Annotated in this window: 35 protein-coding genes; 19 read left to right on the top strand and 16 right to left on the bottom strand. The window is 41.5% G+C overall.

All coding sequences use genetic code 11. The features are described 5' to 3' along the window. Positions 1-84: 84 nt before the first annotated feature. Positions 85-219, top strand: a complete 135-nt coding sequence (locus ACWIUD_RS08180; protein ID WP_454148403.1) for a hypothetical protein — start codon at positions 85-87, stop codon at positions 217-219. Here the strand turns inward: ACWIUD_RS08180 and ACWIUD_RS08175 are convergent. The 7 genes from ACWIUD_RS08175 to ACWIUD_RS08145 form a co-directional block, all read right to left on the bottom strand. After that, entirely contained in the window at positions 216-362 is a 147-nt protein-coding gene (locus ACWIUD_RS08175; RefSeq protein ID WP_454148401.1) for a hypothetical protein, read from the bottom strand. The genes ACWIUD_RS08180 and ACWIUD_RS08175 overlap by 4 nt on opposite strands. A gap of 57 nt (positions 363-419) precedes the next feature. Beyond that, a complete protein-coding gene (lspA, locus tag ACWIUD_RS08170; protein WP_454148399.1) occupies positions 420-938 on the bottom strand; it encodes a signal peptidase II in 519 nt (172 codons plus the stop codon). A 58-nt stretch (positions 939-996) separates the two neighbouring features. Beyond that, positions 997-2,352, bottom strand: a complete 1,356-nt coding sequence (gene glmM, locus ACWIUD_RS08165; protein WP_454148397.1) for a phosphoglucosamine mutase — start codon at positions 2,350-2,352, stop codon at positions 997-999. Positions 2,353-2,553: 201 nt separating this feature from the next. After that, positions 2,554-2,928 carry a hypothetical protein gene (locus ACWIUD_RS08160; protein WP_454148395.1) on the bottom strand — a complete coding sequence of 125 codons (375 nt, stop codon included), beginning with the start codon at positions 2,926-2,928 and terminating at the stop codon, positions 2,554-2,556. A gap of 135 nt (positions 2,929-3,063) precedes the next feature. Further along, positions 3,064-3,225 (bottom strand): hypothetical protein, encoded by a 162-nt coding sequence (locus ACWIUD_RS08155; protein ID WP_454148393.1) that lies wholly within the window; start codon positions 3,223-3,225, stop codon positions 3,064-3,066. Between the two features lie 3 nt (positions 3,226-3,228). Continuing rightward, positions 3,229-3,678: a hypothetical protein gene (locus ACWIUD_RS08150; protein ID WP_454148391.1), complete on the bottom strand. Its 450-nt coding sequence runs from the start codon at positions 3,676-3,678 to the stop codon at positions 3,229-3,231. Between the two features lie 70 nt (positions 3,679-3,748). Then, positions 3,749-3,946 (bottom strand): hypothetical protein, encoded by a 198-nt coding sequence (locus tag ACWIUD_RS08145; RefSeq protein ID WP_454148389.1) that lies wholly within the window; start codon positions 3,944-3,946, stop codon positions 3,749-3,751. 70 nt (positions 3,947-4,016) lie between these two features. Between ACWIUD_RS08145 and ACWIUD_RS08140 the strand changes: the two genes are divergently transcribed. From ACWIUD_RS08140 to ACWIUD_RS08130, 3 genes are read left to right on the top strand one after another with little or no spacing between them, the layout of a single operon-like run. Then, positions 4,017-4,655: a trimeric intracellular cation channel family protein gene (locus tag ACWIUD_RS08140; RefSeq protein WP_454148508.1), complete on the top strand. Its 639-nt coding sequence runs from the start codon at positions 4,017-4,019 to the stop codon at positions 4,653-4,655. Then, positions 4,652-5,314 (top strand): hypothetical protein, encoded by a 663-nt coding sequence (locus ACWIUD_RS08135; protein WP_454148387.1) that lies wholly within the window; start codon positions 4,652-4,654, stop codon positions 5,312-5,314. Before ACWIUD_RS08140 ends, ACWIUD_RS08135 begins: the two co-directional genes overlap by 4 nt. A 1-nt stretch (position 5,315) precedes the next feature. Beyond that, positions 5,316-5,483, top strand: a complete 168-nt coding sequence (locus tag ACWIUD_RS08130; protein ID WP_454148385.1) for a hypothetical protein — start codon at positions 5,316-5,318, stop codon at positions 5,481-5,483. On the opposite strand, the gene ACWIUD_RS08125 is transcribed toward ACWIUD_RS08130, so the two are convergent. Beyond that, the gene (locus ACWIUD_RS08125) at positions 5,436-6,719 is read right to left on the bottom strand and encodes a citrate synthase (RefSeq protein WP_454148383.1); all 1,284 of its coding nucleotides are present in this window, start codon (positions 6,717-6,719) and stop codon (positions 5,436-5,438) included. The genes ACWIUD_RS08130 and ACWIUD_RS08125 overlap by 48 nt on opposite strands. Before the next feature lie 139 nt (positions 6,720-6,858). Between ACWIUD_RS08125 and cutA the strand changes: the two genes are divergently transcribed. After that, positions 6,859-7,167, top strand: a complete 309-nt coding sequence (cutA, locus tag ACWIUD_RS08120) for a divalent-cation tolerance protein CutA (RefSeq protein WP_454148381.1) — start codon at positions 6,859-6,861, stop codon at positions 7,165-7,167. Between the two features lie 64 nt (positions 7,168-7,231). Here cutA and ACWIUD_RS08115 read toward each other — a convergent pair whose 3' ends face one another. From ACWIUD_RS08115 to ACWIUD_RS08105, 3 genes are read right to left on the bottom strand one after another with little or no spacing between them, the layout of a single operon-like run. Then, positions 7,232-8,044, bottom strand: coding sequence for a hypothetical protein (locus ACWIUD_RS08115; protein WP_454148379.1), 813 nt, complete (start codon positions 8,042-8,044; stop codon positions 7,232-7,234). A gap of 11 nt (positions 8,045-8,055) precedes the next feature. Beyond that, complete coding sequence (locus ACWIUD_RS08110; RefSeq protein WP_454148378.1) at positions 8,056-8,742, bottom strand: hypothetical protein; 687 nt, start codon at positions 8,740-8,742, stop codon at positions 8,056-8,058. Next, positions 8,739-8,987 carry a hypothetical protein gene (locus ACWIUD_RS08105; protein ID WP_454148376.1) on the bottom strand — a complete coding sequence of 83 codons (249 nt, stop codon included), beginning with the start codon at positions 8,985-8,987 and terminating at the stop codon, positions 8,739-8,741. The genes ACWIUD_RS08110 and ACWIUD_RS08105 overlap by 4 nt, the downstream gene beginning before the upstream one ends. Before the next feature lie 67 nt (positions 8,988-9,054). On the opposite strand from ACWIUD_RS08105, the gene ACWIUD_RS08100 reads away from it, so the two are divergent. Continuing rightward, a complete protein-coding gene (locus ACWIUD_RS08100) occupies positions 9,055-9,264 on the top strand; it encodes a hypothetical protein (RefSeq protein ID WP_454148374.1) in 210 nt (69 codons plus the stop codon). 260 nt (positions 9,265-9,524) lie between these two features. Here ACWIUD_RS08100 and ACWIUD_RS08095 read toward each other — a convergent pair whose 3' ends face one another. Continuing rightward, complete coding sequence (locus ACWIUD_RS08095) at positions 9,525-9,689, bottom strand: hypothetical protein (RefSeq protein ID WP_454148372.1); 165 nt, start codon at positions 9,687-9,689, stop codon at positions 9,525-9,527. Between ACWIUD_RS08095 and ACWIUD_RS08090 the strand changes: the two genes are divergently transcribed. Continuing rightward, positions 9,673-10,248: an outer membrane beta-barrel protein gene (locus tag ACWIUD_RS08090; RefSeq protein WP_454148370.1), complete on the top strand. Its 576-nt coding sequence runs from the start codon at positions 9,673-9,675 to the stop codon at positions 10,246-10,248. The genes ACWIUD_RS08095 and ACWIUD_RS08090 overlap by 17 nt on opposite strands. A gap of 56 nt (positions 10,249-10,304) precedes the next feature. Here the strand turns inward: ACWIUD_RS08090 and ACWIUD_RS08085 are convergent, their stop codons facing one another. Together ACWIUD_RS08085 and uvrA are read right to left on the bottom strand one after the other, a co-directional pair. After that, positions 10,305-11,450, bottom strand: a complete 1,146-nt coding sequence (locus ACWIUD_RS08085; protein ID WP_454148368.1) for a CCA tRNA nucleotidyltransferase — start codon at positions 11,448-11,450, stop codon at positions 10,305-10,307. 199 nt (positions 11,451-11,649) lie between these two features. Continuing rightward, on the bottom strand, positions 11,650-14,460 hold the full coding sequence (gene uvrA / locus ACWIUD_RS08080; protein ID WP_454148366.1) for an excinuclease ABC subunit UvrA: 2,811 nt from the start codon (positions 14,458-14,460) through the stop codon (positions 11,650-11,652). A gap of 348 nt (positions 14,461-14,808) precedes the next feature. On the opposite strand from uvrA, the gene ACWIUD_RS08075 reads away from it, so the two are divergent. From ACWIUD_RS08075 to ACWIUD_RS08025, 11 genes are all read left to right on the top strand, one after another. Continuing rightward, positions 14,809-15,501 (top strand): lysophospholipid acyltransferase family protein, encoded by a 693-nt coding sequence (locus tag ACWIUD_RS08075; RefSeq protein ID WP_454148365.1) that lies wholly within the window; start codon positions 14,809-14,811, stop codon positions 15,499-15,501. Next, positions 15,488-16,099, top strand: coding sequence for an orotate phosphoribosyltransferase (gene pyrE, locus ACWIUD_RS08070; RefSeq protein WP_454148363.1), 612 nt, complete (start codon positions 15,488-15,490; stop codon positions 16,097-16,099). Before ACWIUD_RS08075 ends, pyrE begins: the two co-directional genes overlap by 14 nt. Then, entirely contained in the window at positions 16,089-16,337 is a 249-nt protein-coding gene (locus ACWIUD_RS08065) for a hypothetical protein (RefSeq protein ID WP_454148362.1), read from the top strand. Before pyrE ends, ACWIUD_RS08065 begins: the two co-directional genes overlap by 11 nt. Beyond that, entirely contained in the window at positions 16,338-16,511 is a 174-nt protein-coding gene (locus tag ACWIUD_RS08060; protein ID WP_454148361.1) for a hypothetical protein, read from the top strand. After that, positions 16,508-16,660 (top strand): hypothetical protein, encoded by a 153-nt coding sequence (locus tag ACWIUD_RS08055; RefSeq protein WP_454148359.1) that lies wholly within the window; start codon positions 16,508-16,510, stop codon positions 16,658-16,660. Before ACWIUD_RS08060 ends, ACWIUD_RS08055 begins: the two co-directional genes overlap by 4 nt. Positions 16,661-16,712: 52 nt before the next feature. After that, the gene (locus ACWIUD_RS08050) at positions 16,713-17,138 is read left to right on the top strand and encodes an RDD family protein (RefSeq protein WP_454148357.1); all 426 of its coding nucleotides are present in this window, start codon (positions 16,713-16,715) and stop codon (positions 17,136-17,138) included. A 15-nt stretch (positions 17,139-17,153) separates the two neighbouring features. Then, complete coding sequence (locus ACWIUD_RS08045; RefSeq protein WP_454148356.1) at positions 17,154-17,939, top strand: J domain-containing protein; 786 nt, start codon at positions 17,154-17,156, stop codon at positions 17,937-17,939. A 100-nt stretch (positions 17,940-18,039) separates the two neighbouring features. Beyond that, positions 18,040-18,693, top strand: a complete 654-nt coding sequence (locus ACWIUD_RS08040; protein ID WP_454148354.1) for a hypothetical protein — start codon at positions 18,040-18,042, stop codon at positions 18,691-18,693. Beyond that, on the top strand, positions 18,694-19,974 hold the full coding sequence (locus tag ACWIUD_RS08035; protein ID WP_454148352.1) for an NAD(+)/NADH kinase: 1,281 nt from the start codon (positions 18,694-18,696) through the stop codon (positions 19,972-19,974). It begins immediately after the preceding gene. Next, positions 19,916-21,511 (top strand): AAA family ATPase, encoded by a 1,596-nt coding sequence (locus ACWIUD_RS08030; RefSeq protein ID WP_454148350.1) that lies wholly within the window; start codon positions 19,916-19,918, stop codon positions 21,509-21,511. The genes ACWIUD_RS08035 and ACWIUD_RS08030 overlap by 59 nt, the downstream gene beginning before the upstream one ends. Next, positions 21,508-23,139 carry an NFACT family protein gene (locus tag ACWIUD_RS08025; protein ID WP_454148348.1) on the top strand — a complete coding sequence of 544 codons (1,632 nt, stop codon included), beginning with the start codon at positions 21,508-21,510 and terminating at the stop codon, positions 23,137-23,139. The genes ACWIUD_RS08030 and ACWIUD_RS08025 overlap by 4 nt, the downstream gene beginning before the upstream one ends. Here ACWIUD_RS08025 and ACWIUD_RS08020 read toward each other — a convergent pair. Together ACWIUD_RS08020 and ACWIUD_RS08015 are read right to left on the bottom strand one after the other, a co-directional pair. Continuing rightward, positions 23,103-23,450 (bottom strand): hypothetical protein, encoded by a 348-nt coding sequence (locus tag ACWIUD_RS08020; protein ID WP_454148347.1) that lies wholly within the window; start codon positions 23,448-23,450, stop codon positions 23,103-23,105. The two genes, ACWIUD_RS08025 and ACWIUD_RS08020, sit on opposite strands and share 37 nt — an antisense overlap. A gap of 15 nt (positions 23,451-23,465) precedes the next feature. Continuing rightward, positions 23,466-23,678, bottom strand: a complete 213-nt coding sequence (locus ACWIUD_RS08015; protein ID WP_454148346.1) for a hypothetical protein — start codon at positions 23,676-23,678, stop codon at positions 23,466-23,468. Here ACWIUD_RS08015 and ACWIUD_RS08010 point away from each other — a divergent pair. Next, a partial coding sequence (locus ACWIUD_RS08010) for a hypothetical protein (RefSeq protein ID WP_454148344.1) occupies positions 23,653-23,839 on the top strand: 187 nt, incomplete at its 3' end. The two genes, ACWIUD_RS08015 and ACWIUD_RS08010, sit on opposite strands and share 26 nt — an antisense overlap.

Raw genomic sequence — 23,839 nt, 5'->3', positions numbered from 1 at the left:
AATAGATTTGCGCTTAAATCATCACTATTTTTGTCATTTTGAACGAAGCGAAAAATCTCAAAAATAATCCGTCATTGCGATATTTTGCAAGATTTGCGTTCCTATCCCGTCATTGCGAGACTTGCGAAGCAGGTCGTGGCAATCCAAGATTCTGCGATTTTCGTAGAATCTCGTTTGATTTTTGTATTAGATTCTGCGATTTTTACAAAATCGCTTTAATTTCGCAGAATCTCGCGTGTGGATTGCTTCGTCAGTGCTACGCACTTCCTCGCAATGACGAAAAAACATACTAGATTCTGCGTTTTTCGCACTAGATTCTGCGATTCGCAGAATCTCACAAAAAAATCGCAGAATCTACCCATTTTTCGCAGAATCTCACAGAAAATTTCGCAGAATCTAATTTTTTTCCGCTACAACGCTTATTTTCGCCAAAAAATATACTTCAAAATCACCCACGCGATGGCGACATTTATGAGTGAATCGGCTAGGTTGAAAACCGCAAAGTTGAATTTGTAATGCCAAAAAATATAATCCACCACGCCATCGCGCACGAATCTATCCACCAAATTGCTAAATCCAGCGCCGATGATTAGCCCAAATGCTACGAAGTTTTGGGCGAATAATTCATCGCTTTTTAGCACCAAAATTAGCATAAAAAGTAGCATTGCTAGGATTAGCCATTTGAGATTCGCCCCCACCGCGCTTAAAAATGAGAATGCCACGCCTTTGTTGAAAACCAAAATTATGTCGATAAATTCGCTTTGAAAGACTTTGGCGTGGGGACTTGGCGCGTTTGCGTAAAAATCCAAAATCAAAAATTTGATTGCTTGGTCAAGTGCGATTGCCAAAACCATCATCGCAAAAAATGCGAAGTGTTTTTTGGTGAATCTACGCAAGATTCGTGCTTTTAGATTCGTAAGATTCGCCCCTAGATTCATATAAGATTCGCCCCCAAATTGCGCTCCATTTTTAAGATTTGCCTAAATTAGATTCGCGTTACCCGCAAGAAATCTCTTTTTTAAAAAACGCTTCTAATTCGCACATCGTGGATTCAAGCAACTTTTTGTCCTTGCCTTCTAATAAAATCCGCAGTTTATTCTCCGTGCCAGAGTAGCGGATAATGTGGCGAATCTCATCCACAATCAGCTTTTTATAGCGCGATTCAAGCGAATCTAGTGGCGTTTTTTTGTGCGAAATATCGATATTTTTTAGCACCTGCGGATAGAGGCTAAAAGGATTTAGCACCTCGCTACTTGCGCGATTCGCCTTTAACATAAGGGCTAGGACTTGCAACGCGCTCAAAATCCCATCGCCCGTTTTGGCATAATCGCTAAAAATAATATGCCCACTTTGCTCCCCGCCAAAGCTGTAACCCTGCGCTATCATCGCTTCTAGCACGAATTTATCGCCGACATTTGCGCGAATCATATCGATATTGTGTTTCGCGCAAAACCGCTCCAGCGCGACATTGCTCATTATCGTAGTTACGATTCCATTGTTGCGTAGGCACTTTTGGCGTTTGAGATATAGTGATAACGCGCCTAGCACTTTGTCTCCGCTGACAATCTGCCCTTTATTATCCACGACTATGAGCCTATCAGCATCTCCATCAAGGGCGAATCCCACATCTGCGCCCACTTCTACAACCTTTTGCGCCAAAATTTCAGGGTGCATTGCGCCACAAGATTCGTTGATATTGTAGCCGTTTGGGGCGTTGTTTATGGCAATCACCTCCGCACCTAATTCGCTAAAAATAATGGGAGCGACTTTGTAACCCGCGCCATTTGCGCAATCCACGATAATTTTCACGCCATTTAGGTTGAGATTTTTGGGGAAGCTATTTTTGATATGCACGATATATCGCCCGATGACATCATCAATTCGCTTTGAAGCGCCGATATTTGCGCGGGTTTTGAAGTGCGAAGTGAGCGTCTTTTCATCATTGTAAATGCGCTCGATTTGCTCTTCTTTGCGCTCATCTAGCTTGTATCCGCGCAAATCAAAGAACTTTATGCCGTTGTCATAGTAGGGATTGTGGGACGCGCTTATCATTATCCCCGCATCACAGCGCATATCCTCCGTGAGAAAGGCAATCGCAGGGGTTGGCATCGGTCCTACTTGAATGACATTAAACCCAAGCGCGGTAAATGCGCTAACCAAGCCATTTTCAATCATATAGCCACTGCGGCGCGTGTCCTTGCCGATTAAAATCGTGTTTGTGTGTTTTGGCAAATCATTTTTGGGGCAGTTTTTAAAATAAATCCCCGCAGCAAGCCCCGCTTTTAGCGCGGTGAATGGCGTAATGTCGCTCCCAGCCTCCCCGCGAATCCCATCAGTCCCAAAGATTTTCAAAATATGTCCTTTTTTTGTGAGAGATAAAAATGCGAATTTTAGCAGAAAATTTATAAAATCGCAGAATCTCTGCAAATCACATAAAATCACATAAAATTCGCAGAATCTGTGCTAACTTGTCATTCTGAGATTGCGAAGCAATCGAAGAATCTCTGTTTTGATTGTTTTTTTTTTTTTTTTTTTTGAGATTCTTCGCTTCGCTCAGAATGACAAAAATTTTAGATTGCCACGAAGTCCGCCCCAAAAGTGCAACTTCTCGCAATGACAAATTAAGTGCAGATTCTGCGAATCAAACAAATTCGCAGAATCTAATGCGAAAAATACCCGCCCCCTTAATCCCCCTCCGCAAGGGAAGGGGAAGTTTGTGTGAATCTCATCCGTAAGGGAATTTATTTCGTCATTGCGAGATTTTGCAACGCAAAATCGTGGCAATCCAAACCTTAAAGCAAATCGCCCCCACGCCGTCATTGCGAGAAAATGCGTAGCATTTTCGTGGCAATCCACATTTAGATTCTGCGAATATGAGATGGATTGCCACGAAGTCCGCCACAAAAATGCGACTTCTCGCAATGACAAAAAATTTGCGCTTGTTTCGCCATTTTTTCACCTCGCAATGACAAAAAGTTAGCACAAATCTTGCAAGTAAATTCACACATAAATCAATTATATGACTTTTGCTTCTTTTAGCAAGGCAAATATAATTGCCAATTTTTATTGCTTTTTAAATATTTTTAGTATCCACGATACAAGATATGCAATCACCATTAGTGCAACCACATTAAATGCACCAATTATCATAGCTTCCATCAAAGCATCATCTTTGCCAAAACTCACACTCACAATAAAACACAATATCAACGCTATCTTTTTCATTTTTTACCCACCTGATGCGATTCTTGCAAAAGTGATAATCAAAAGAATGCCTACAAAAATTATCACGGCAAAACCCATATTTGTGCCCGTCTTTAACGCTTCGTCATTATCCAAATCTAACTTTTTTTCAAAATCTTTGATGATGAAATATTTCACAGATAGCGCGATGATAGCATTGCCAAGAAATGGGATAAAAAGCAAAAAAAGACCAGCGATAAGCATAACCACCGCCATCGCATATTGCTTCCTATACGCGCAAAAGAAAATATGCAAGAAAAATCCCCACCAGCTCCAAGTAGCAACAAACGCCAATCCATTTCTACCGCCTTTTTCAAACATCGCTTCGGCACTTTGCGCGTAAATCTCTACTTTTTGGGGCGTTTGCAAGTAAATACCTAACTTTTCTCGCAATCTTGTGCCGTCTGCAAAGATTTCCCTTGATTTTTGTGTCATTTTTTTAACTCCTTATTTTTAAAAATTTCCGCGAATAATAAAAAAAAAAAAAAAAAAAAAAAAACGCAAGTCAATAAAAAAGTGATTTATTTTTTGATATTTTTGTAAGTGCTTTGTCGGTGCTTTGGCGCAAACTCAAATGATAAATTCGCAGAATCTCGCATAAACTCGCACGAAAATTCGCAGAATCTCGCGGGTGGATTCTGCGAAAGGCAACAAAATCGCAGAATCTGCCCTTAAAGCAATCTTTTCTGCTATAATTTCGCATTTTTTAATATCACAGGCAAAAGGTAAAAATTTTGGACTACACGCTTGATTTGGGGTTTTTTGGCTCATATATTTTTGATTTGTCCTTACTTGGGGTGCTGTGGATTTTTGGCATAAGCGTAGAGGCGGTTACAGGCGCACTCGCTGCGGGACGGCACAAGATGGATTTATTTGGCGTGTGCGTGGTGGCACTCGTAACAGCAATCGGTGGCGGGACGATTCGCGATATTATGCTAAATAATTATCCGCTCTCGTGGGTGAAAGGACCGCAATACATCGTGCTTTTGTGCGCTATCGCCATCATCACCACTCGCATCAAGCGCAAGGCGGCGACTTTGGAGAGAGTATTTTTGGCGTTAGATGCCGTAGGGCTAGTCGTTTATAGTATCATCGGGGCGAAAATCGCCCTAAATATGGGACACGGACTAATCATCGCAATCGTTGCGGGCTGCACTACGGGCATTTTTGGCGGGATTTTGCGTGATATTTTTTGCAATCAAATCCCGCTTGTGTTTCAAAAAGAGATTTACGCGAGTGTCGCAATCATCTCTGTTTTGCTATTTTATGCGCTCATAATTTGCGGTGTGGGCGAGCTTATCGCTACGCTAATAACGCTAATTTTGGGGACGGCGATGCGATTATATGCGATTAGACGCAAGATGGATTTGCCGATATTTGAGTATGATACCGATGAAAGGGAGTGCAAATGAAGTCAGTGCTAATCTTGATGGCGTTTTTATACGCTCTACACGCAGAATCTAGCGATATTTCGCAAAACATATTTATTTTAGAGCCACTCAATCAAAGTGCCGAGCAACGCGCACTAGGGGCGCACTATACGAATGAAGGCTACCGCGCGGCGAGTTTTGGAGCGCAAAAAATCGCACGGGATTTGTTTTACAAGGCGTGCTCTTTGGGCGATAACTTGGGGTGCTTGTCGCTAAATAAGCTAAATGCACCGCTTGGCGTGGATAATTTAGTGCTAAAAAAGCAAGAATGCGCCTACGGCGTGGGTGAATCGTGCTTTTGGCTATTTCGCTACTATGCGGGTGAATCCACGCTAGATAATTTTAAGACGGATTGGTATTTAAATAAGGCGTGCAAACTTGGCAAAATGCAGGCGTGCGCGCTAAAATCCGCGCGATTCAAACCATATATTTTGGATAATTATCAGCTTTTGGGTAATAGGTGCTTTAAAAATGACGCGCAAAGCTGCTATGTGCTTGGTGTGGCGCACTTTTTAGGGCGACTAGATGGCAAAAAAGTAGCGCAAAATCGCGCCTATGCTTTGGAGCTACTACAAAAATCCTGCGTGCTTGGGGCAAAAATGGGCTGCGTAGAATATCACAAATTGCGAGGATGGAGGTAGATTGGGGCGGATTTGTGGGCAGATTCTGCGATTTTCGCGTGAAATTTTGTATGTTGCAGAATCTAATGAAATTCGCAGAATCTGCGTGATTTTCGTGCTAGATTCTGCGATTTATAAATTTTCATTTCCCCAAATAAACCTGTCTTGGGCGGGTGATTCGCGCACCTGATTTGATATGCTCGATGACTTGCGCACACCAGCCCGGCATTCGCCCGATGACAAAAATGGGCGTAAATAAGCTCACAGGGATTTTTAGCGCGGTTAAAATGATTCCGCTGTAAAAATCCACATTTGGGTAAAGTTTGCGCTCGATAAAGTATTCATCTTGCAATGCGACTTCTTCTAGCTTTTCGGCGATTTCGCTAAATTGTGCGTTCATCTTTATGCCCTTTTTGTTTAGCTCATCTTTTAGCCCTTTGATTGCCTTTGCGCGCGGGTCGTAGCTCTTATAGACGCGATGTCCAAAGCCCATCAGCCTAAAAGGGTCATTTTTGTCTTTCACGCGCTCGATAAATTTGGGGACATTTTTCACATCGCCAATTTCAGCGAGCTGCCCTAACACCTTTTCATTTGCCCCGCCGTGCGATGGTCCCCAAAGCGCATTTATCCCAGCACTTATCGCCGCATAAGGATGCACCCCTGTGGAGGCGACATTACGCACGGTTGTGGTGGAGGCATTTTGCCCGTGGTCAGCGTGGAGGCTAAAAATCTTATCTAACGCCTCCACTTCTAGCGCATCAATTTGCACTTCGCCATCGATATTTACGCCGATTTTGCCACAAGGAAATGCACGAAGCATATACAAAAAGTTCTCAACATAAGAGCGCGAAACATCGGGGTAGATATACGGATAGCCGATTGCGTGGCGGTATGAGAAGGCGACTAGCGTGGTGATTTTGGCAATCATTCGCTTTGCCATCATCGCATATCCTTCATCATCGCTAATCTCCATATAATCTTTGTAAAATGTCGATAGCGCGCCCACAGCGGAGCTGAGATTTGCCATAGGGTGCGCAGAATCTGGGAATGATTTAAAAATATCGCTTAGCCCTTCGTGCAAATATCGCAAGGGGCGCAGCTCTAAATCCATCTCATTTGATTCACGCTCATTTTGCGGGAGTTTGTCGCTTATCAAAAGATTGCAAATATCCACAAATTTATATTTATCCACCAAATCTTGGATAGGTATCCCGCGATAGAGAAGCACGCCATTTGCGCCATCGATGTAGCTTATCGTGCTTTTGCAGCCGGCAGTTGAAGCATAGCCGGGGTCGTAAGAAAATATGCCCGTGCGCTCAAAGAGCTTCGCAAAGTCAATCGCCTTTGGTCCGCGCGAACATTCTATTAAATCAAACTCAAACTCCTTGCCTGTGGAGTTGTCAATTAGCGTTACTGAATTTTTCATAGTTTCTCCTTGTAATTTGAAATGTGAATCATAATAATAAAAAACGCGCGATTTTAAAAGTTTTTTGCAAAAAAGTGCGATAAAAAAATGTCCCTTTGGGTAGAATCTGCACTTTTAATTTAATGCGATGGAGGCAAAAATGGCAAAAATTTGCGTGATAATGACTTCGTGCGGGGATGAGAAAAGTGCTGATTTGTTAAGCGAAATGCTAGTGCGCGAAAAGCTCGCGGCGTGCGTGCAAATACAGCGCATAAAAAGTCGCTATTTGTGGCAAGGTGAAGTTAGATTCGAGCGTGAATTTTTGCTAATCATAAAAACGCTTCGCAAAAATCGCAAAAAGATTCTGCGCGTTTTTAAAGCACACCACCCTTATGAATTGCCCGAATTTGTGTGCTTTGACGCAGATTCGAGCAAAGAATACAGCGCGTGGATTGAAAAATGCTGTTAGGTTTTGCGAAGCGTTTGGGTGGATTTTGCGAATCAAAATTGCAACCATCCAAATCCACACAAATCTAAAATGCATATACAAATCGCAAAGTGCCTATCATTGCAAATTCGCTTATTTTATTGCTTAAAAATTCGCCGAGTTTTTGGTATTGATTATTGCCGTAGTTGTAGCCGTAATTGTTGTAGTAGCCGTAGTTGTAGCTGTTTTCATCTCGCATATTTGCAAATATCTTGCCAGAATATCTAGGCTGTGCCAAAATCTCAATCGCATAGTTATCAAACAGCACAAAGCGCGCTCCAAAATTGCCCTGTATTGTTTCGCTCAATATATTGCAGTCTTTGAAGTATTGGCAGTATTCATTGTTGATTCGCTCATATACCAATCCATAGCCAAATCCCAAAATTATGCCAAATTTAAAGTTTTTGATTTTTACAAAATTTAAAAGTATATCCCAATTTACTAGCGTAAAATTATGCGAAGTTACAAGCTCCAAAAATCGCGCATTATAACCAAAATGATACCTCATCCCAAAAGTCTCGCCATAAAACCACTTATATCCAAGCAGCGATTCAACGCCACCATCGATTTTTGTGGCGGTGTAGTTACCATAAAGTCGTGCAACGCTATTTAGTCCATAGGCAGTTGCGATAGTGATTTCTCTATTGTTGCCTTCAAATGGTTTGCCTAGCGTTCCGCCGATTCCTATGAAAAAACCATCAGATTCTTTTTGCATTTTTCGTATTTCTGCTTTTTTCCTCGCTATGCGTTTTACATTCTTTTTGGTAATTTTAGGTGCTGAATCATCGATATAATCATAGGGCAAATCATACGCCATCAAAACAAACGGCACTAAAATCATTAAAACTAATCGCTTCATTTTATCCTCCTTTATTCTTCATAGGCGCGCTCATCACCCTTTTCTACCAAATCATCAAACCACTCTTTTTGCTCATCCCTATGCTTTGGACTATAAACTTCTTTATATTCTTTAAGGCAAGTATTTCTATTTTTAAAAACAAAGTTAGTCCTTTGCTCGATGGCAAGGCAATAAATATGCTGATTTTTAGGCGCAAAGATTGTGCCTTGCGTAGCGACTCGTGGATGAAACATAACAGGATACATTGGGCGCAATAAAATCGTGATAATATTCATAGCAAATATAAATCTATGCGCGTGAATCGTTGCATCATATCGATTATAAAGCATCACACTATCCCCAGCCCTAATATTCACAACGCAACTTGAATCATTATCCAATCTACACAATGCCCTATCGCCCATCTCACCGATGATTTCATAATTGCCATTATAAAAATTATCCACATATTTAGAAACTATATTTTGATTTGTTTCATAGCTAATAAATACATCATTCAAATAAAAAGTGTTGTAGTCATCTCTATATATTATCAGCCTTGCATAGCCATCTTTTGGCGCAGAAAAGAGTTTGTTTTTATCGCTTGGCGCAATCGCAAATGAATCTATTTGCTTTGGCGAATACACGATTGGCGTAGGCGCACACGCACTGAAAAGCAAAGTCGCAATAAATAGCAAAACAAAATACAATATTTTCATAGCAACCCCCTAATTGGTTGCTTTGATTTTCTTTGCCTTGCGCAAGTGCAAGAAATATTGTAGTTAATCTCCTCCAAATACATCGTGATGTGCGAAACTTTGCCCTTGTAGCAAAAATCTGGGGTATTATTTAGGTTGAATCTACCCAAATATTTCACTCTTTCATCTTTGCTTAACTTGGATAAATCTAGCTTTGCGCCAAATGGGAGAGCACAAGCACCTTGTTTCATTTTCACAAGTTTCATCTCATCATCATAATACACGGGTGAATTCTCTGAAAACTTCGGCGCACAGCCGATAAATATCCACGCTATGCCAAATAAAAGCGCGACTTTAAGTAGCTTTTTATTGAATCTCTTTGCGGATAGAAAAATCGTGCTTGTGAGTGCGAAAATCTTAAAATGCGCGGGATTTATGCTAAATCGCGTAAAACTCTCTTGGGGGGGGGGGATTTGTAGTTTTGTGGCATTTTATCGTCCTTTTTATTGTCCTATGGTTGAATTTAAAAAAGCAAAATTGTAGCATAAAATTATAAATTTTACTAAAACACTTCGTAAAAAGTGTAAAATGATTATGAGTGAATCTGCGGTAGATTTGGCGAATCGCTTGTTATTCTCGCACGAGCAAAGAATCTCTTTTTAAATTTTACGATTCACGCCAAAAACGCAAAATTTAATATAATTTTTAGTGCGAAAATTTCTTGTAAAAATTTAAAATTTTTGTAATAATTCGCACTTTTAATTTTTCAAAATAAAGGACAGAAAATGCAAATTTCAAAAATTCTAAAATCCCCCCCCCCTATCGCCCCTAAATAAACTCAAACTCGCAATTCTTACCATATTTTGCCTTGCAAGTTTCGCACACGCAGAATCTAACGCATTTTTTATCGGCGGAGGCATCGGTGGCGGTGGCATAAAAAATAGCATAAATATGAAAAACGCGGACATAAACGCCGATGTATCCACTATGCAACACACCTTTGATTGGGGTATAATAGCTGGATACAAGCATTTTTTTGGCGAAAATTTTGGCGTGCGAGTTTATGGCAATCTTGATTTTAATCATATTGGCAATGGTAACATCGGTGGCAATTTTATCGGTGGCACTTCTGTGGACATCAATGTTATGCTAATGGGTGTCAGGGCAAATGCGGATGTGCTGTGGAACTTTTATAAAGGCAGTAGCATTGAAGTAGGCGCATTCGCAGGACTTGGCGCGGGAGCAAAAAGCATAATTGTGTCAAGTAATTTGGGTGGCGGACTTGCAAGCACATTGTTTGACATTGGCGCGAATTTCGGTCTGCGTGGGAATTTTAGTCATAATCACGGCGTAGAGCTTGGAGTGCATGTCCCATTTCGACCGATAATGAGTGTAATGAATGTAGAGATGCGCCAAGCATTTAGTATGCAAATGCGCTATATTTACACATTTGGCGATGCACCAAAGGCAAAAAGGACAATAAAACGAAAGGTTGTAAAGAAAAACGCACAAAATGATTATGAGTAAAATTGTGGTAGATTCTGCGAAAAATTTGCTTTTGTTACCGAGATTTTGCGAATTTGTTACCGAGATTTTGCGAATCGCAAATCTCTCGCGCGGCAGAGCAAAATCGCCCTTGTATTTGGCAAGTCTCCGCTGTAAATCTCGCGCAAAAGTTGCGATTTTACCGCGCCGATTTGCATTTGCGTAAATCCTAAATTTTGCAAATCAAATCCGTTGATTTTTAGACTTTGTCGCAATATTTTTGGGCGAAATGCCTTTTTGAATCGTCCATTTTGTGGCAATATCGAAAGTGCGATTTGCAAATCGCTCACTTCAAATCGCATTCGCAACTCCGCCAAAAATCGCCTTAAATCGCGGACCTTGCGAAACCTTTGCGCTGAATCTAGCGCGATGAAAATCTCTTTTATGGTTTTTTGCCTTTTTGTGATTTGCATTTCATCAAAAATCTCATCAAAGATTAAAAAAATGGCGTAGATTCTGCGATTTGCCGGGATTTTATGAAAATTTTTAGGGATTTTTAGTGGTAAAATTTCTTGCATTTTTTGAAGTGCTTTTAGCGCGAATCTGCCTTTTAAAATTTTGCTAATTTCTGCGCTTATTCGCTCTTTTGAGATATTTTTTAATAGTGATTTTTGCGCTATAATCGCGCCCATCGTAGCACTATCAATCTCAAATCCAAACTTCGCCACAAAGCTAAATGCACGCAAAATTCGCAAGGCATCTTCGCTAAATCGCTTATTTGCATTGCCCACCGCACAAATCTTTTGCGCCCTTAAATCCGCCACTCCGCCAAAAATATCAGTTATTTTACCGCTTAAAATCTCAAATGCCATCGCATTTATGGTAAAATCCCGCCTTTTTAAATCCGCAAAAATCTCACTCTCAAAGCGCACAAATTTCGGGTGGCGATTGTCCGCATAGTCGCGCTCACTGCGAAAAGTCGTAATTTCGATTTTTGTGCCACAAATCATCGCGCCAATCGTGCCAAACTTCTCGCCCACGCTAAAAATCGCGCGTGTTTTGCCAAAATCTTGCAAAATCGCCCTTGTCTCGTGCGGGAGCGCGTCCGTGCAAAAGTCAAAGTCGCTTGGCATTTGCCCTAGCATAAAGTCTCGCACACTCCCGCCCACAAGGTAGAGTTTGAAATGTTGCGCGTTAAAATGATGTGCCAAAGCTATAATCTGTGGCGGGATAGAAAATTTCATTTTATGCCTTAAATACGCGAGATTCTGCGTTTTTTATTATTAGATTCTGCGAAAATTTTGCTTTTTTATCAAGATTCTGCGGATTTGTCGCCGAGATTCTGCGAAAATTTTGCGAGATTCTGCGTTTTTTTATTATTAGATTCTGCGTTTTTTTATTAGATTCTGCGATTCGCAGAATCTAATCACAATTTCGCAGAATCTAAACTTCTTTTGCCAAATATTTTCCCGTGTAGCTGCCACTCTTTTTTGCATTCCTTACAATAGATGCCACACTTCCGCAATCTACGACTTTTCCACCCTTATCGCCTCCCTCAGGTCCTATGTCGATGATATAATCCGCGTTTTTTATCACATCTAAATTATGCTCGATGACAATCATCGAATTGCCTAATTCCACTAGGTGGTGGAGCACTAAAATGAGATTGTTTATATCCTCAAAATGCAGTCCCGTAGTGGGTTCATCAAGCACATAGAGCGTTTTGCCCGTATCCTTTTTGCAAAGCTCTTTGGCGATTTTTATGCGTTGTGCTTCGCCTCCGCTTAAAGAGAGCGCATTTTGCCCTAGTGTGATATAGCCTAGCCCTATGGCATTTATTGTTTTTAGTTTTTGCGTAATGCGCGGGATTTTTTTGAAAAATTCTAATGCCTCGCTTACGCTAAGATTTAGCACATCGGCGATATTTTTGCCGTTGTAGAGAATTTCTAGCGTTTGTTCATTATACTTTTTGCCACCGCACACATCGCATTTGACATTTATGTCGGGCAAAAAGTGCATTTCGATTCGTATCTCGCCCTCGCCTTGACATTTTTCGCAACGCCCACCTTTTACATTAAAGCTAAATCGCCCCACGCCATAGCCTCGCACTTTTGCTTCTTTTGTCTGCGAAAAAAGCAAGCGAATGTCATCCATCACGCCCGTATATGTCGCTGGATTGCTTCGTGGTGTGCGTCCAATCGGGCTTTGGTCTAAATATATGACTTTATCAAGCTCTTCTAACCCGCGAATCTCCACGCCATCAACGCGGTTGATTTTTGTAGCGCGGTTTAGAATCTCTTGTGCGATAGGCAAAAGCGTTTGAAGCACAATGCTACTTTTGCCACTGCCACTTACACCCGTAACACACACAAAGTTTAATAGCGGTATTTTTAGGCTCAAATTTTTGACATTATTTATATTGATATTGTCGATTTCAAGCCATTTGCTTTGTTTGCGCCCATAAAAATGCTCTATTTGCTTTTTGCCATAGATATATTGCGCGGTTAGCGTGTTTGCGCTTTTTAGCTCGTCCATATTTCCGCTAAATATGACTTTTCCACCATTTTTACCCGCGCCCTCGCCAATATCCACGATAAAATCCGCATTTTTAATCGTCTCTCTATCGTGCTCGACTACCACAAGCGTGTTGCCTTTTTGTTGCAAAGAGCGAAGCGTTTTGATTAGGCGCAGTGTGTCCCTCTCGTGAAGCCCGATACTAGGCTCATCAAGCACATACAGCACACCTGTAAGCCCACTGCCGATTTGTGATGCGATTCGTATGCGCTGATTTTCGCCCCCGCTAATAGTGCGACTATCACGCCCCAAACTCAAATATCCTAACCCCACATCATAGAGAAAATAAAGCCGTTCGCGGATTTCTTTTAAAATGCTTTGCGCTATGAATCTCTGCTCCACGCTTAAATACGCGAAATTTGCCTCATCGTTAAAAAGGCGGTAGGCTTCCTCAATCGGCATTTCTACGATTTCGCCAATGCCCTTATTTGCGACTTTTACGCTTAAAGTTTCTAATTTTAGTCGCTTCCCACCGCACAAATCGCACACTTTTTCGCTCATATATTCGCCTAAATCGCTGTCATTTTTATACATATTGTAGGCGATTTTTAGGATTCCGTCCCACGAACTTTTGATTTTGCTTTTGCCCCAATCAAATTGCAATTCCTTTGGGCTACCATAGAGAATCAAATTTTGTTTTTGCGCGGAGAGATTTTCAAAAGATTCGCTAGGCTCGATTTTTTCCGCTTTGCAAAAGGCATAAAATAGCTCCGTGTAGTAGCTTTTGTTAAATCCAAATATGACTTTAATCCCGCCTTTGTTTAACGGAAGCGCGTCATTTATGATTTTTTTTCTATCGATTCGGTAATTCATTCCAAGCCCATTACAGCTAGGACACGCGCCTTTTGGAGAGTTAAAGCTAAAACTGAGTGGCTCTAAAACTTCAAAGCTAATCTTACAATCAAAGCACGCAAAATGCTCACTATAATGCGTGAGTTTTTCGCCCTCCAATACTTCGATTTCGCCAAATGACTCTTTTAACCCGCGCTCAATCGCACTTGCCACGCGCGATTTGTTTTCATCACTTATCGTAACCCTATCAAGAACGATTTTTATGGTATGCTTTTTGGTTTTTGCAAGGGCATTTGTGGATAGGATATTTTCATCGAGTCGCGCAATCACGCCATCAATCATCACCCGCACGAATCCTTTTTGGCGCAAAGATTCAAGCGTGTCGCTAAATGTCCCCTTTTTTTCTTTGACAATGGGCGCAAGGATAGAGATTTTGCTACCATTTGGCAAAGATAAAATTTGATTTATAATATCGCTACTACTCATCTGCGAAATCTTTTTGCCACATTTATGGCAGTGCTGAATCCCTATCCTTGCATAAAGCAATCGCAAATAATCATAAATCTCCGTAATCGTCCCCACTGTGGAGCGCGGATTTTTAGAAGTCGTCTTTTGGTCGATTGCAATGGCGGGAGTTAGCCCATCGATTTTATCGACATCAGGTTTGCCGACTTTATCCAAAAACTGCCTTGCGTAGCTTGATAGGCTCTCCAAATATCGCCGTTGCCCCTCTGCATAGAGCGTATCAAAGGCAAGTGTGCTTTTGCCAGAGCCTGATAACCCCGTAAATACGACTAATTTATTTTTAGGAATCTCTAAATTGATATTTTTTAGGTTATTTTCTCGCGCCCCAAAAATCTGTATGAAATCATTCGCAGAATCTAGCATTTTCTCACTCCATAAAAATCGCGAATTATATCTAAATTACAGCGCAATAAAATAAAAATTATTCTTTTTGCAAGATTTTTGGGAGATTGACAGAGCAGTCGCGAATTTTAAAGTCTGTGCCTCAAATTGTCATATAGTTGCTTCGCTTTGTGCTTTGTGCTTTGTGCTTTGTGCTTTGTGCTTTGTGCTTTGTGCGAGAATGACAAAATAAAGATTCTGCGATTTGCGATTCGCAGAATCTAATAAAGTTTTAAGCGCAAAATCTCACAAATTTCGCAGAATCTTTGCCTAAATTTTGCTACAATTACGCAATTTTAAAAGCGGAGGCGCGAAATCAAAAAGCCAAATTTGCCAAATTTCAAATTGCCAAAATTGCCAAATTTCAAATTGCCAAAATTGCTAAATCTAAACAAAGAGCAAAAACGCAAAATCATTTTGCTTTTTGCCCCGCGCCTTGCGTGGTTTGCGATGTGGTTTATCTATCTTACTTCGCGCAATCGCTTTGCTATCGATGAAAAAATCACAGCGCAAAACGCCATTTTTATCGCGTGGCACGGCGAACTTTTGATGTTGCCATTTCTCTATCGCAAGATTCGGCAAAAATCAAACATTTTCATTTTGGCAAGCGAGCATTTTGACGCAGAGCTCATCGTGCGGATTTGCGCGCTTTTTGGTATGCAAAATATTCGCGGGTCAAGCACAAAGGGCGGTAGGCGGGCGATTATCCAAAGCATAGCGCGACTAAAAGAGGGCAAGGATATCGCCATAATGCCCGATGGTCCGCGCGGTCCATATCATAGCATTGCTGACGGCGCACCTGCGATTGCGCAAAAAACAGGCTCGCCCTTAATCGTCCTACAAGTGCGCGCAAGGCGATTTTGGGAGTTAGATTCGTGGGATAGATTTCGCATACCAAAGCCTTTTGGGCGAATCGACTACTACGCAAGTGCGCCATTTTGCGTGGATTGCGCGCTTGGCATCGATAGCGCAAAAGAGATTATTTATCAAAAAATGACAGGGGGATTAAATGAAGGCGATTAGAGATTATTATGTGGGCGCAAACGCGCTGTTAGAGGGGCATTTTTTGCTATCAAGTGGGAAGCATTCAAAGTTTTATTTGCAGTCGGCAAAAGTGCTTGAAAATCCGCAAATTGCGGAGATTTTGCTAACTAAACTCGCAGAATCTATCAAAAAAAGCAATATAAAAATTGAGTGCGTTTGCTCGCCCGCAATCGGCGGGATTTTGGCGGGATATGAACTCGCAAGGGCGTTAAATACGCGCTTTATTTTCACTGAGCGAGTGAATGGAGAAATGACGCTGCGGCGCGGATTTAGCGTGAAGCGCCGCGAGAGAGTGCTGATTTGCGAGGATATAATCACCACAGGGGGGAGTGCAATGGAGGCGGGAAGCTGTATTAGCGCGCTTGGCGGGGAAGTCGTGGCGTTTGCAAGTGTGGCAAATCGTGGATTTTGCAAAAGTGTGGATAGCGATTTTGCGCCAAAAAAAGAGTGCAAACTACCGCAGAATCTGCCTTTTTTTACGCTTGAAAATTTTGAATTTGAGATGTTTGATGCGGAGAGCTGTCCGATGTGTAAAAATGGAAGTGTGGCGGTGAAACCGGGCAGTCGTGGGAATTAGGCGAGTTTGGTGGGGGAATTTACGAAAAGATTCTGCGAAAAAATCACACGAGATTCTGCGAAATGCGAGATTTTATGAAAAGATTCTGCGAATTTCGTGCGAGATTCTGCGAATTTCGCTTCGCGCGAGTAATGGCAAAATCAAAAATGCAGAATCTAATTCACAAAATACCCACCCCCTTAATCCCCCTCCGCAAGGGAGGGGGAGAAAAAACACAAAATCCTCCGCAAATGAATGAATGGGAGGGGGAGAAAAAACGCAGAATCCTCTGCAAGGGAAGGGGAAAAACGCAGAATCCTCCGCAAGGGAATCCATTTCGTCATTGCGAGCGAGCGAAGCGAGCGTGGCAATCTATGAATCAAAAAATAGATTGCTTCGTTGTTTTCGCTTCGCTCAAACTGCCTCGCAATGACGAAGTGGAGTGAGATTTTGCGAAATGCGAGATTTTATGAAAAGATTCTGCGAATTTCGTGCGAGTCGCAGAATCTCACAAATTTCGCAGAATCTAAAAAGAGATTCTTCGCTTCGTGCTTTGCACTTCGCGCGAGAATGACAATATAATCGTAGATTCTGCGAAAAATCGCATTAGATTCTGCAAATTTTAGGAAAATAAATGATTAAAGATTTTTTTAAAAAAACGCTTCTAATCGCGCGTATAAAGGCATTTATCACGGATATTTTTATGATTTATATGCCTATTTTGTATGTGGCGACTTATGGCGTTCTTGGCTCAAAAGAGGCACTTTGGGAAAGTCAATGGACGATTTTTGCCTGTGTGGCGTTATATATTTTGATTTTATCGCTGTTTTTTGCGCGAAACGGGCAGAGTTTGGGTTACAAATACGCGCAAATCGCCCTGCGAAAGGAAAATGGCGCGGAGATTGGACTTGCCACTGCGCTTATTCGCAATGTTATTTTTTGCGTGAGTTTTGGACTGATTTTTGGCGTTTTTGTGCCGTTTATTCGCAAAGATAGGCGATTTTTGCACGATATTTTAAGCAAAACAAAGGTGGAACTAAAATTGCTTGAAAATCCGTAAAAAACGGAGCGGATTTTGAGAGTTGAGGCGTTAAATAAATTTGTGCAAATAAGTATCGAGGAATACAATCCAAACCTACCAAAAGTCCTAAACTACGCAAAAAAGCACTTCCAAAAGCATTATCATTTGTCAAGTTCGATTTTGATTTTGGATGATGGTGTGCGACTTAAAAAAGATTATTTTATAAATTGGGCGTATCATCTCGCAACGCAGGGCAGTGGCGATGAAATCGGCGCGGATTTAGAGCCGATTTTGGCGGTGAGCTTTTTGCCTATTCGCATTAAAATAATTAGCGCAAATGCCCTTGTGGAGCGGGTAAAAGTCTCATTTCACATTTTGAGTGCAAATCGCGCCGTGCTAATTTTGGATAAGCCAAATCACACGGCAAAGCGGTATATTGGCGCGTTTTTGTCGCATTTGGTGGTGAGTAGCGATTTGTGTCATATTTATTTGGATATGCAAAATAGCGCGTTTTGGAAGTCGATAATGGAGATTATTGAGAGTAAAATCATCCACAATGTCCGCTTGGAGTTTGACTATGAGAGCTTTAAGGGCGGGAAGTCGCCTTCGTATTTGACAAAGTCCGAGCAGATTCTGCGAAATGCTTACAAAGTGCTTGGCGTGGGGGAAAAGATGAGCTTTTTTGAAATCCGCGCAAAATATTTAGAGCAAATCAAACGCTACCATCCCGATAAAGTTTTCAACAAGGATAGCGCGACAATTAGCGCGTATAATGCGCGATTTATCGAGGTAAAAGAGGCGTTTGATATAATTAAGCGCAGTTTTGAGCTTGCGAGCTAAAATGGCGATTTAAGGCGAGCTCAAAATGGCGATTTAGAAAATTAGCGCAGAATCTGCGGATTTTGTGCTAAAATCTCATATTTTAAAAAAGGAGCGAAAGATGGAATACGAAGAAGGCAACAAAAAGGCGACACTCGCGCTAATTGCGGTGATTGCAACGGTGATAATTTTGGCGGCGGTGACTTACTTTTTCTTTTACAAAGATACAGAGGTTTATGATAACGCAGAGATTGAGGCACTGCCACAAGTCGCGCAAGAGGCGATAGAGGCGAAGAATGAAGAGCAAATTTTGCCGGATTCTGCGATAGATTCTGCAAATGTGGGATTTGGCGCAGAATCTGCGGATTTTGCGGTGGATTCTGCGATTTCTGCTGATTCTATTAAGACAAGCATTGCGAGTTTGAAATACAGCATAAAGCCAAATGATGTGGATATTTTTGCGTGTGTGAATTTTAGAAATGGCGGATGGACTATGCCTAAAAGCTGCAAGGGCGAGGTGATAAGCGCGGTGCAGAGGCTAATTGACAACAACGCCGAACTCATCGCAATTGAGGTAAGCGGTATTGTCGATAATAATCCCTACGCAGGTCCAAGCGCGGAGTTAAAGCAAGAGGGTCTAGCGTCTTTTCGCGCGAGAGAGGGCATAATCACCATTATGAACGCATTTAGCAATGTCGCGGCGTTTGAAGGTCCAAGTATGCAGTTGTCAAATCAGCGCGGATTTCAAGTGAAGGCGTATTATTTGCAAAAATAAATGAGCGATTTTAAAAATCTACGCAAAATCGGCGTCCTTTTGCGTCCAAAGACGCCATCTTTGAAAAGTGCCTACGATGAGTTTGTGGCGGTGGCGGGGGCGTTTGGCATTGATGTGATTTTGGAGAAAAATAGCGCGGAGATGATTAGCGCGGAGGTTGCCTTTGACTTTGATGAAATGTGCGAGAAGTGCGATATTTTGGCGAGTATCGGCGGAGATGGGACGCTCATTTCGCTAATGCGGAAGTCCTTTTGGTTTGATAAGCCCATTTTTGGCGTGAATATGGGGCGACTTGGATTTTTGACTTCGATAAAAATCGATGAATTAAGCGCGTTTTTGCAGAATCTAAAAAATGGCGAGTGTGATTTAAGGGCGCATTTAATGCTTGGCGGGGAGATTTTGGAAAATGTGGAAAATTTGGAAAATTTGGAAATTTTGGAAACTCCGCACACTGCGTCATTGACAGATTCTGCGAATCGCACGAAAAACGCAGAATCGCAGAATCTAAAAATAGATTCTTCGCTCGTTACACTCGCTCAGAATGACAAAAAAATCGTAGAATCTGTTTTACTTCGTCATTGCGAGGCACGAAGTGCCGAAGCAATCCAAAAAAATAATAATATGGATGGTTGCTTCGCTTCGCTCGCAAATTCTGCGAATTGCCACGATTTTGCTACGCAGAATCTCGCAATGACGGAAAATAAACGCGCTAGATTCTGCGATTCGCACAAAAACAAAGAATCTAATACACAAAATACCCACCCCCTAGCCCCCTCCGCAAGGGAGGGGGAACAAATCACAGATTCTGCGCCAAACCCACAAAGCGCACAAAGCACAAAAATCCTCCGCTGTGTGAATGAATTTCTCATCACCAAGCAAAATATAAGCGGGATGATTTGCATAAAAGCGCACATTGATGGGCGATATTTCAACACATATCGCTGCGATGGGCTGATTATCGGCACTCCCACAGGTTCAAGTGCGTATAATATCAGCGCGGGCGGTTCAATCGTCTATCCTTATAATCGAAATATCCTGCTGACGCCCATTTGCGCGCATTCGCTCACGCAAAAACCGCTTGTTTTAAGCGATGAGTTTGCGCTAGAATTTTCCATCATTGAAGGCAGTGCAAAAATCATAATCGATGGGCAGGAAGTCTTTGATTTCCCGCGTGGTGCGAGTTTTCGCGTGAAAGTTTTGCAGAAAAACTCGCATTTGATTTATGGCAAAAATAGAGATTATTTTGCGATTTTGCGAGAGAAGTTTGGATGGGGAGATTAGGATGATTGAGCGACTTTATATCAAAGATTTGCTCTCTTTTAGCGAGGTTTGCCTAAATCCAAGTGCGAATTTTAATATTTTTAGCGGGATTAGCGGAAGCGGGAAAAGTGTCCTAATTGAGGGCATTCTCTCGCTTTTTGGACTAAAAGAGTGCAATGCGAGTGTGATTGAGGCGACATTCGCAGAATCTAGCACAAAATCCATCCCCCTGCCGGAGGATTTTTTGGCGGATTGTGCGATTGTTTTAAAGATTATCAAAAAAGATAAGACGAAATATTTTTTAAACTCACAAAGCATTTCAAAAAAGCGATTAAAAGAGATTTTTGCCCCCTTTGTGCGCTATATCACCGCCCATTCGGTAAATGAATTGGAATCGCAGAATCTGCTTTTGATTTTGGATAATTTGGTAGAGCAAAAGGACTATCACAACCTTTTAAGTGCCTTTCGCGCGGAGTTTGTGGCGTTAAATCAAAAAAGGGATGAATTAGCAAAGTTAGAGGCGGAGGAAGCGCACATTGCGGAGTTGAAGGAATTTGTGGCGTATGAGATTTCTCAAATCGAGCGCGTAAATCCCAAAATTGGCGAATATGAGGAACTTTTGGAGTTGAAAAAATCGCTCTCCAAAAAAGATAAGATTTTAGAGAAAATAAATGCCGCAAAACCCGCGATTGAGGGATTTAGCAAGGTTATTTCGCTGCTTGATTTGGTGGAAAAAAATAAGGAAATTTATGGCGAGATTTTGCGCGAGATTGAGGGCGAGATAAATGCGGAGGCGGAGCGTTTGGAGGGCATTGATGAAAAAGATATCGAGGGGGTATTAAATCGCTTGGAGGCACTCTCGCAATTGGTGCGAAAATATGGAAGCATAGATTCTGCGCTAAATGCGCTTGGCGCGAAAAAAGCGGACTTGGAGCGATATAATAATCTCTCTTTTAATAAAAATGTCTTGCAAAAAGAAGTGGCGAATTTGGCAGATTCTGCGCTAAAAAAGGCAAGGCAAATTAGCGAAATCCGCCAAAATACACTGCCAAAGTTTTGCAAAAAACTTACATTTTTTTGCGAAAAGTTAAAATTAAATGCGCCAAAAGTTACGATTTTAGACAAAGAAATTTGCAAAGATGGAGTGGATAAAGTTGAGATTTTTTTGAATGATTCTGCGATTGCGACTTTGAGTAGCGGGGAGTTTAACCGCCTTAAACTTGCGATTATGTGCGTTGATATCGACTTTACAAAGCAATGTGGAATTTTGATTTTAGATGAAATCGATGCGAATTTAAGCGGGAGTGAAAGCGAAGGTGTGGCGGAGATTTTAGGCACTTTGTCAAAAAAATATCAGATTTTTGCAATCTCTCATCAATCGCATATGCCCTGCTTTGCGTCAAATCACTATTTGATTTCAAAAGATAATGCCCTATCAAGCGCGACTTTGCTTGATAAAAATGGCAGGATAAATGAAATCGCGCGGATGATAAGTGGCGCAAACATCACGCAAAAGGCACTAAACTTCGCCAAAGAGAAATTAGCGCATTTGAAATGAATATCGCGATTTTGGAGCAGGTGGCGGAGTTTTTCGCGCGATTTAGGGTGATAAATTATTGCGGGCGCGTGGGCGATAATGTGATAAAACTTACGCTAGATTCTGCGAACTTTTATGTGGATTTAAGCAAGGGGAAAAGTTGCATTTTTTGCGATGAGCGCGCAGAATCTAGCGCAAAAATTTACAATGCGCCATTTGATTTCGCGCTGAAAAAATATCTAATCAAAGCGCGGATTTTGGCGTGCAAAGTGGATGGGAATAATCGCATTTTGCGCCTAAAATGCGCTAAAAATCTGCAATACAAAGTGCTTGAAAGCACCTTGCAGATGGAATTCACGGGGAAATACACAAACGCGATAATTTTAAATGAAAATGAAGTCGTTTTAGAGGCGTTACGAAAAATCACACAAAATGCGCGAGTGGTGCAAAATGGCGTCTTTTTGCAACCGCTCCCACAGCAAGAAAGCGTCGTGCGGAGGGCATTTGATGGGGATATTTTAGAGTTTTTAAAACAGCAAAAAAATAATGAAAATTTAGAAAATGCCAAAAAAACGGCAACGCAGAATCTCGCTCAAAAAATCAAAAAACTTATATTTTTAAAGGACAATCTCCCACCCAAAAACGAGTTAGAAAAAAGGGCAAAAGATTACGCCAAAATCGGCGAACTATTAGCGATAAATCCAAATGCAGAAATTACCAATAATAGCATTTCGCTAAAAGACTATGAAGGCAAAAAACTTATATTTTTCGTAGATAATGACATAAACTTACATAAAAATCTAATAAATGAATTTTTCACAAAATCAAAAAAGTTAAAGGCAAAAGCGCAAAATATCGCCCTCCAATCGCAGAATCTAACTGAAAATATCGCCTTTTTGGAGGCAAAAATCGCCATCATAAAATCCGCAAAAAATCTTAGCGATATAAAAATCATCACGCACAAGCAACCACGCCAAGCAAAGCACAGCAGGGCAAAACCGCAGAAATATGAAAGTTTTTTCATCGCTCAGCATAAAATCTCCATCGGCAAAAATGAGAGGGAAAATATCGCCCTTTTGCGCGACGCAAGGGCGGATGATGTGTGGATGCATATTCGTAACATTCCTAGTTCGCATTTGATTATTCATAGCGGTAAAAATACGCAGTTAAAAGACGAGATTTTGCGCAAGGCGGGGGAGATTCTACTAGGATTTGCGAAATTGCAAGGCGGGAATTTTTTGGTCGATTATACTAAACGCAAATTTGTGAAAATCAAAGATGGCGCAAGCGTGGTGTATAGCAATTTTTCCACGCTCACGCTGAAAACGGAGGCGAAAATGGCGATTTCGCAAATAGGAAATATCGCTCACATAAATCAAAATACCCTATCAAATGCGCAGTTGCAAGCATCGCAGCAAAACGCCCAAAACGCGCAGAATCTAATAAATATCCAAGAATTTTCGCAAAAAATCCAAGAGAATTTAGAAGTGCGAAAAACAGAGGAAAGCAAAGCGATAAATAAAGACGGAAAAGGCGGTGGTGACGCAAATAGCGCAGAATCTAGCGCGCAAAACGCGCAATCTCACGCGCAAAAAAAACAGCATAAAAATATTTACGGCGATGATGGGATTTTGGATATTAAGGTGTGAAAATTCGCGCGTTGTGTTTTAGATTCTGCGATTTGCGTGCGGGATTTAGGGCAGATTCTGCGATTTATGTAAAATTTTTCGTTTAGATTCTGCGATTCGCAGAATCTAGTGCGCCATTTCGTCATTGCGAGAGAATGAGCGAATGCGAATTCTCGTGGCAATCCATAAATTAGATTCTGCAAAATGCGCGAAAATCGCAGAATCTGCCTCCACTTCGTCATTGCGAGAGAATGAGCGAATGCGAATTCTCGTGGCAATCCACAGGATTTACTAAAAGAAACTTCGTTTTGCGAACGCAGTGAAGCAACCATCCAAATCACGCAAATCTAAAAAACAAATAAAAATAAACAACCCAAAGTTGAATCGATAAATTTTACATTTAGATTCTGCCAAAGTCCGCGATTTGCATAAGTTTCAAAAGCCACATTTAGTGGATTTACAAGTGTGGGTCGGTGCTTCGCACAGACGCTTCGTTGCACTTCATTTTGCTTCGTTTCGCTCAAACGCCTCGCAATGACGAGTTTATTTTGGATTGCCACGAAGTCGCCCTTAAACGCGCGACTTCTCGCAATGACGAATTTATTTACGATTCACACACCCGCTCCGTCATTGCGAGAGAATGAGCGAATGCGAATTCTCGTGGCAATTCGCAGAATTTGTGAGCGAAGCGAAACAACCATCCACATATTAGATTCTGCAA

This window comes from Helicobacter sp. 23-1044 (genome assembly GCF_053654695.1).
Note: the sequence above shows the minus strand (reverse complement) of the source record. Positions and strands in the feature narration are given on the sequence as shown.

What these genes read in the sequence shown, in the direction of transcription:
- ACWIUD_RS08175 (WP_454148401.1), bottom strand. Translation starts at nt 362, where the DNA reads ATGGGTAGATTCTGCGATTTTTTTGTGAGATTCTGCGAATCGCAGAAT.
- lspA (WP_454148399.1), bottom strand. Translation starts at nt 938, where the DNA reads ATGAATCTAGGGGCGAATCTTACGAATCTAAAAGCACGAATCTTGCGT.
- ACWIUD_RS08155 (WP_454148393.1), bottom strand. Translation starts at nt 3,225, where the DNA reads ATGAAAAAGATAGCGTTGATATTGTGTTTTATTGTGAGTGTGAGTTTT.
- ACWIUD_RS08150 (WP_454148391.1), bottom strand. Translation starts at nt 3,678, where the DNA reads ATGACACAAAAATCAAGGGAAATCTTTGCAGACGGCACAAGATTGCGA.
- ACWIUD_RS08145 (WP_454148389.1), bottom strand. Translation starts at nt 3,946, where the DNA reads ATGCGAAATTATAGCAGAAAAGATTGCTTTAAGGGCAGATTCTGCGAT.
- ACWIUD_RS08135 (WP_454148387.1), top strand. Translation starts at nt 4,652, where the DNA reads ATGAAGTCAGTGCTAATCTTGATGGCGTTTTTATACGCTCTACACGCA.
- ACWIUD_RS08125 (WP_454148383.1), bottom strand. Translation starts at nt 6,719, where the DNA reads ATGAAAAATTCAGTAACGCTAATTGACAACTCCACAGGCAAGGAGTTT.
- cutA (WP_454148381.1), top strand. Translation starts at nt 6,859, where the DNA reads ATGGCAAAAATTTGCGTGATAATGACTTCGTGCGGGGATGAGAAAAGT.
- ACWIUD_RS08115 (WP_454148379.1), bottom strand. Translation starts at nt 8,044, where the DNA reads ATGAAGCGATTAGTTTTAATGATTTTAGTGCCGTTTGTTTTGATGGCG.
- ACWIUD_RS08110 (WP_454148378.1), bottom strand. Translation starts at nt 8,742, where the DNA reads ATGAAAATATTGTATTTTGTTTTGCTATTTATTGCGACTTTGCTTTTC.
- ACWIUD_RS08105 (WP_454148376.1), bottom strand. Translation starts at nt 8,987, where the DNA reads ATGAAACTTGTGAAAATGAAACAAGGTGCTTGTGCTCTCCCATTTGGC.
- ACWIUD_RS08100 (WP_454148374.1), top strand. Translation starts at nt 9,055, where the DNA reads ATGCCAAATAAAAGCGCGACTTTAAGTAGCTTTTTATTGAATCTCTTT.
- ACWIUD_RS08090 (WP_454148370.1), top strand. Translation starts at nt 9,673, where the DNA reads ATGAAAAACGCGGACATAAACGCCGATGTATCCACTATGCAACACACC.
- ACWIUD_RS08095 (WP_454148372.1), bottom strand. Translation starts at nt 9,689, where the DNA reads ATGTCCGCGTTTTTCATATTTATGCTATTTTTTATGCCACCGCCACCG.
- ACWIUD_RS08085 (WP_454148368.1), bottom strand. Translation starts at nt 11,450, where the DNA reads ATGAAATTTTCTATCCCGCCACAGATTATAGCTTTGGCACATCATTTT.
- uvrA (WP_454148366.1), bottom strand. Translation starts at nt 14,460, where the DNA reads ATGCTAGATTCTGCGAATGATTTCATACAGATTTTTGGGGCGCGAGAA.
- pyrE (WP_454148363.1), top strand. Translation starts at nt 15,488, where the DNA reads ATGAAGGCGATTAGAGATTATTATGTGGGCGCAAACGCGCTGTTAGAG.
- ACWIUD_RS08060 (WP_454148361.1), top strand. Translation starts at nt 16,338, where the DNA reads ATGGGAGGGGGAGAAAAAACGCAGAATCCTCTGCAAGGGAAGGGGAAA.
- ACWIUD_RS08055 (WP_454148359.1), top strand. Translation starts at nt 16,508, where the DNA reads ATGACGAAGTGGAGTGAGATTTTGCGAAATGCGAGATTTTATGAAAAG.
- ACWIUD_RS08050 (WP_454148357.1), top strand. Translation starts at nt 16,713, where the DNA reads ATGATTAAAGATTTTTTTAAAAAAACGCTTCTAATCGCGCGTATAAAG.
- ACWIUD_RS08040 (WP_454148354.1), top strand. Translation starts at nt 18,040, where the DNA reads ATGGAATACGAAGAAGGCAACAAAAAGGCGACACTCGCGCTAATTGCG.
- ACWIUD_RS08035 (WP_454148352.1), top strand. Translation starts at nt 18,694, where the DNA reads ATGAGCGATTTTAAAAATCTACGCAAAATCGGCGTCCTTTTGCGTCCA.
- ACWIUD_RS08030 (WP_454148350.1), top strand. Translation starts at nt 19,916, where the DNA reads ATGGCAAAAATAGAGATTATTTTGCGATTTTGCGAGAGAAGTTTGGAT.
- ACWIUD_RS08025 (WP_454148348.1), top strand. Translation starts at nt 21,508, where the DNA reads ATGAATATCGCGATTTTGGAGCAGGTGGCGGAGTTTTTCGCGCGATTT.
- ACWIUD_RS08020 (WP_454148347.1), bottom strand. Translation starts at nt 23,450, where the DNA reads ATGGTTGCTTCACTGCGTTCGCAAAACGAAGTTTCTTTTAGTAAATCC.